This is a genomic window from Pseudomonas sp. E6002 (assembly GCF_013385565.1).
GTDB lineage: Bacteria > Pseudomonadota > Gammaproteobacteria > Pseudomonadales > Pseudomonadaceae > Aquipseudomonas.
Genome location: NZ_JACAPT010000019.1, coordinates 47227 through 52790 on the forward strand (window position 1 = coordinate 47227; position 5564 = coordinate 52790).

6 protein-coding genes are annotated in these 5564 nt (G+C 64.4%); all 6 read right to left on the minus strand.

The genetic code is table 11. The features are described from left to right. Positions 1-38 precede the first annotated feature (38 nt). Genes HX815_RS16575 through HX815_RS16600 form a run of 6 tightly spaced genes read right to left on the minus strand, consistent with a single transcriptional unit; the run spans position 39 to position 5459 of the window. Positions 39-419, minus strand: a complete 381-nt coding sequence (locus HX815_RS16575) for a hypothetical protein (protein ID WP_003207261.1) — start codon at positions 417-419, stop codon at positions 39-41. A 14-nt stretch (positions 420-433) separates the two neighbouring features. After that, positions 434-1714, minus strand: coding sequence for a type II and III secretion system protein family protein (locus HX815_RS16580; protein ID WP_008433173.1), 1281 nt, complete (start codon positions 1712-1714; stop codon positions 434-436). After that, positions 1711-3849, minus strand: a complete 2139-nt coding sequence (gene sctV / locus HX815_RS16585) for a type III secretion system export apparatus subunit SctV (RefSeq protein ID WP_134326974.1) — start codon at positions 3847-3849, stop codon at positions 1711-1713. The genes HX815_RS16580 and sctV overlap by 4 nt, the downstream gene beginning before the upstream one ends. Next, positions 3846-4181: a lipopolysaccharide assembly protein LapB gene (locus tag HX815_RS16590; protein ID WP_003207267.1), complete on the minus strand. Its 336-nt coding sequence runs from the start codon at positions 4179-4181 to the stop codon at positions 3846-3848. The genes sctV and HX815_RS16590 overlap by 4 nt, the downstream gene beginning before the upstream one ends. Beyond that, a complete protein-coding gene (locus HX815_RS16595; protein WP_003207269.1) occupies positions 4181-4537 on the minus strand; it encodes a hypothetical protein in 357 nt (118 codons plus the stop codon). The genes HX815_RS16590 and HX815_RS16595 overlap by 1 nt, the downstream gene beginning before the upstream one ends. A 28-nt stretch (positions 4538-4565) precedes the next feature. Further along, positions 4566-5459 (minus strand): FHA domain-containing protein, encoded by an 894-nt coding sequence (locus HX815_RS16600; RefSeq protein WP_177028593.1) that lies wholly within the window; start codon positions 5457-5459, stop codon positions 4566-4568. Positions 5460-5564 lie beyond the last annotated feature (105 nt).

Here is a 5564-nt window from a genome sequence, read left to right on the forward strand (position 1 = left end):
GGCAAGCCAGCTCCCACAGAGGACATGTGAACGCAGGTTCATTGCTCCGCTCCCGGAGCGCCCGCCTTGGCCTCTTGCTGAGCCTGACGCCGCTGCAACTGCTCCCGATCAAACCCCTCGATATACACCTGCGCCGCCCGCCCAACCGGCGCCGCCATCGCTGGCCCGGTGGCCCGCCCCTGATTCAAATCCTGCCGCTGCTCCACCATCTGCATCAAATTCAAATTGTTGGCACAGCCCAGCGGCAAGGTCGCCTTGAAATCCTCGTCCAGTCCAATCTCGTCCTTGGCCGGCGGCTGCTGGCACTGGCTTGGCACCCCGTCGGCCTGATACTGCGGCGAGTAATACACCGGCGCCAGATGCGTCTTGCAGCCCACCACCAACAGGGGCAAACACATCAACAAACGCGAAACTTTCATGCCATGCCCCCTCATCAATTCATGTAGAAACCAAACGCCCCACCACTGCGCGGCCCCGCCGCTGCGGCGGTCGCAGGCTGTGCATCCAGCGGCGTGGCCAGGGTGCGACTGCGCACCGGCTCCACCAGGTACGGCGTAATCAAAATCACCAACTCGGTTTCATTGCGCTGAAAACGCTTGGAGCGAAACAGGTTGCCCAGGATCGGCAAGTCCCCCAGCAACGGCAGCTTCTCGATGTCCTGGCTGCTCTCACGCTGGAACAAACCGGCAATCGCAAACGTCTGCCCGCTGCCCACTTCCACCCGCGTATCGGCGCGGCGCACGCTGAACGACGGCACATGGAAATTGCCAAAATCCACCGTGCCGCCACTCACCACACTGCTGACCTCCGGGCGCACTTGCAGGGCGATCCGGCCGTTGGGCAACAGCGTCGGGTTGAACAGCAGCGACACGCCGAACGACTTGTATTCGATCCCCACCAGGTCCCGATTCACCGGCACCGGGATCGCCACTTCGCCGCCCGCCAGGAAGCTCGCGGTTTGCCCGGTCATGGCGGTGATGTTCGGCTCGGCCAGGATTTGCAGGATCCCGTTGGCCTGCAACGCGTCGAGCATGCCGTCGATATTGGTATTGCCCGAGCCGCTGCCCGCCGCCGCCAGGCCACCGGCGGTGGCGGCTGCCAGCGGTCCGCCGGTGATCAGGCCAAAGGAGAACGTGCCGTTGCTGAACATGGCGTTCCAGTTAACCCCGTAATGCAGCAGTTCCGAGCGGGACACTTCAGCGAAGCGCACACGCAAGTTGACCTGGGCTGCACCGGCGTACTCAGTGGTGTTGACCGCGCTCTGAAAGCCCTGGCCCTGTGGGTTGAGCAAGGCATTCAAATCCGTCGCTTCTCCAACCGAACGCACCGTGCCCTTGGCGATCAATCGGTTACCGGCACCGCTGATCTGCGCGCCATTGCCGGGATGCAATTCCTGCATCGGCGCAGTCACTGCCTGGGTCGCGCTACTGACCGCCAGGCTCAGGCTGGCAAGCTGTTTGCCGTCGCTGCCAAGGGCAATCAGGCTGGTATTGCCCGGCGCCTTGCCGAAGATATAGATCACCCCGGGCGACACCACTTGCAGGTCGGCAATCCCCGGCTCGGCCACCAGTACCGACTCCACCGGGGCCACAAAATGCAGGATCCGGCCTTCACCGGAGGCCAGGTTGATAGACCCCTGGGCACCGTTGGCGATGTCCTGGGCACTGCAGAAAAACGAGGTCAACGTCAGCAATAGCAGACAAAAACGGATCATGAGGCAGACGCCAGGGAAGTGACGGAAGCCGCAGCAGGTGCACGGCGGTTGGAGATATCGGTAAGGCTGATGGTCACCAGCGCTTGCAGGTTGTATTCGGTGGCCAGTTCGCGAAACGACAACACCGCCAGCTCCAGTTCACCGCGCAGCACCAGGCGCCGCAGGCTGCGGCGCAGTTCCGGGTGCACCAGCAATACCGCACTGTTGGCTTCAGTGGTTTTGTCGCAGGCCTGGCGCAGTTGGGCGAGCAACGCGCGGTTGACTTCCTCGGGGATCACTTCACGGCTGGGCTCCTGGCGACGCAGGGATGCACGCAACTGGTCTTCCAATCCCGGCGCCAGCACCAGGGCGCCAATCACCCGATTGCGGTCGGCGTACTGATGGCTGATCTGCCGCGCCAACCCTGCACGCAGGTGTTCGGCCAGGCGGCCGGCATCGGTTTCCCGGGCGCCCCACTCCACCATGGCTTCGAGCAAGGCCCGCTGATTGCGGATCGACACGCCCTCTCCCACCAGCAGGCGCAGGGTCTCGGCCACCCGCTGCAACGGCACCAGGCGCAGGGCTTCCTTGACCAGTTCGCCGTAGGTGGCTTCGGTGCGTTCGAGCAGCAGGCGGGTTTCCTGGATGCCGAGGAAGTCCGCGGCATAGCGGCGCAGGCTGCGTTCCAGCACGCCACGCAAGACTTCGTCCGGCAGCAGGAAACCGATGCCGGCGCTGCGCAGTGCGTCTTCGTGCTGACGCTCGATCCAGTGCGCGGCACGACCGTTGAGGGGCGAATCGGCTTGCAGGGTGGCGATGTCCAGCAACTGCACATGCACCGGATCGTCCTGCAACAGCAGGCAGTTGATCGGCATCTCGCCTTCGCTGACGGGTACGCCTTCCAGTGACACGCGGTAGCTGCCCGGCGTGGCCTTGGCGTCCATGTGAATGCCCGGCACCGGCATATCGACGCCGAGGTCGCTGCGAATGTCGTGACACAGCGCTTCGATGCGTTGGCTCAGTAGTTGGCGCGGGGCGCTGAGGGCCAACGCACTGCCGAGGGTCAGCAATACCCGAGTGTCGGGGGCCACGCCATAATCCTGCTCGGCCTGCACTTCAACCACCGGTTCCAGGGTCTCGACCAGCGCTTCAGGCTCTACCTGGTTTTCACGGGTATGACGGCGGTACATCACGAAGGCCGCACCACCGAACACCAGCGACAACCCGAGGAACACCCAGGTCGGAAAGCCCGGTATCACGCTGACGCCGACCATGATCAGTGCGGTCAAACCGAGGGCGCGGTAGCTGGCACCCAACTGCTTGAGAATCTCGCTGCCGAGGTCACCCGCTTCGCCGTCGCTGTTGACCCGCGTCACCACGGTGCCCGCCGCTACCGAGATAAGCAGCGCCGGGATCTGTGCGATCAAACCGTCGCCCACGGTCAGCAGCGAATAGGTGTGCACCGCCGCGCCGAAGGCCATGTCGCGCTCGATCATGCCGATCAGCATGCCGCCCAGCAGGTTGACCGCGAGGATCACCAACCCGGCAATCGCATCGCCCTTGACGAACTTCATCGCCCCGTCCATCGCGCCGAACATCTGGCTCTCGCGCTCCAGGCGTGAGCGCCGGCGGCGGGCTTCGGCCTGGTCGATATCGCCGTTGCGCAGGTCGTTGTCGATGCTCATCTGTTTGCCGGGCATCGCATCCAGGGTGAAGCGCGCCGCCACTTCCGCGACCCGCTCGGCGCCCTTGGTGATCACCACGAACTGCGCCACGGTGATGATCAGGAACACCACCATGCCCACCACCACCTGGCCGGCAATCACGAAGTCACCGAAGGCCTTGACGATATGGCCGGCGTCGCCGTGCAGCAGAATCAAGCGGGTGGTGGTGATCGAAAGCGACAGGCGAAACAAGGTGCTGAGCAGGATCAGCGGCGGCAGCGCGGAGAATTCCACCGAGTGGCCGATGTAGAACGCCACGATCAGGATCAGGATGCTCAGGGCGATGTTCAAGCCGATCAGCATGTCCACCAGGTAGGTAGGCAGCGGGATGATCATCATCACGATCGCCATCAGCATGAACGCGACGATGATCACGTCGGTACGCTGGGCGGCCATGCGCGCGATGCCGTTCAGGCGATTGAGCAGGTTCATGGCGCGGCTCTCCGTGCAGCGAGGTAGCGTTTGAAGCACTGGCGCGCTTCGTCCTTGCGTTCGCCGTACCACAGCGCCCGGGCACGCAGCAGCAACAGGCTGGCAGACTCACCCTCCAGCGCGACCAGCCGATCCAGGGCCGCGAGTGCGCGGGTGAAGTCGCCGCTGTCGGTGAACGCCAGCACCAGCGAGCGCAGCAGCAGGCCATCGTCGGGCGCGACACTCACGGCAATCAGCAACATCACCAGCGCGCGCTGGGACTGGCCGTTGCGCCGGTACAGCTCGCCAATGCCCTTGAGCAATTGCACCGCGTCGTCGTTGTCCCGGGGCATCAGGCCTGGACCTCCGAGCGTTGTTGTTCGAGGGTGCGGCGCATCTCGATTTCCTCGCTGATCAGGTCATGGGCCAGCGCCTTGATCTGCGGCTCGGCGTCGAGGTTCGGCAACAGGTGCTGCATCACGTGTTCCAGCAGTTCCAGGGAACGTGCGCTGCCGAACAGCAGCGAGTCGACGCCAGCGGCGCTGGTGAGTTCTTCCAGGTCACTGCGCAGGGAGCGGCGGGACTGGACCTTGCGGGTTTTCAGCAACGCTTCGAAAGCCGTGGCCTGGCGCGAGTTGACCGGGCGGATCGCCTCGACCGGCGCGCTGCGCACGTCACTGGGAATCAACGGACGGGGTTCGACTTTCATCCCGGGGCCTTAGCTGAAAAAAGCAGCGTCATAGGGTGAAGGTGAAGCGTTCTTCGCCACGGGCGAGGATCACCTGGTTGTTCTCGATGCGCTCCAGTACCCAGTTGTCCGCCAGGGCCGCGCCGGGGTACAGGCGCTTGCCGCTGTCATTGATCACGTAGGGGTTGGCGCCGAACCACACGGCTTGAAAGCGCACCCTTGGCCGGGCCGCATCTGCACGCACGGCGACCCGCGGGTTGAGCACGATCTGCTGGCCGTAACGCTGGTCGAAGGCTTGTTGCAGGGCGACCCATTGAGGCTTTTGCGCGCGCTCAAAGGAGCCGACGGCGTTGAGTTGGCCATCGATGTCGTTGACCTTCACGGCGTCCAGGTGGGCGGCCTGCAATTGCCCTTCGAACCAGGCCTTGGCCTCGGCACGGGAAGGCTTGGCTGCGGTTGTTTCGGCAACCGGCATTACGGTTTGCGCTTGCGGTGGATCATTGCGAAATGCCAGGGCGCCAGCGCACATAAAGAGCAACGCGGTGGCGATGATCCAGGGCGTTAACGTGCGTGTCGTCGCAGGGATTTTTTCAGGGCTGCCCGGCAGCGCCAGGCTCACACCCGCCGTGCCGATACGCAGTTGCAGCGGCAGCCGCGCGCGATGGCCGCTGCCTTGGGGAATACGGATATCGCCGGCAGTGCCGGTGATCAGTACATCGCCGCCGAGGGCCTCGACGGCCACCTGGGCCCCTTCAAAACGCAGGCGCAGGTGCAACTCGGCAATCCCGGGATCGCTGAGCTGGAGGTCGGCCGCCAGGGCGGCGCCAAGGGTGTAGACCGGCTGGTCGAGCATCAGGGAACTGCCCTGGTGCAAACCGTGGGTCACAAGCAGGGTCGGCGCGCCGTTCGCGGCGGGCAGGCCCAGGGAAATCAAGGCTGTCATGGTTGGGTTTGCCCCCTTGAGAATCACAGGCCGCAACGACGCCTGTGCCGATCAACAACGGTGCAACGGGGTAAGGCAGGTATACGGGCAGCGCCGGCGCTGCCC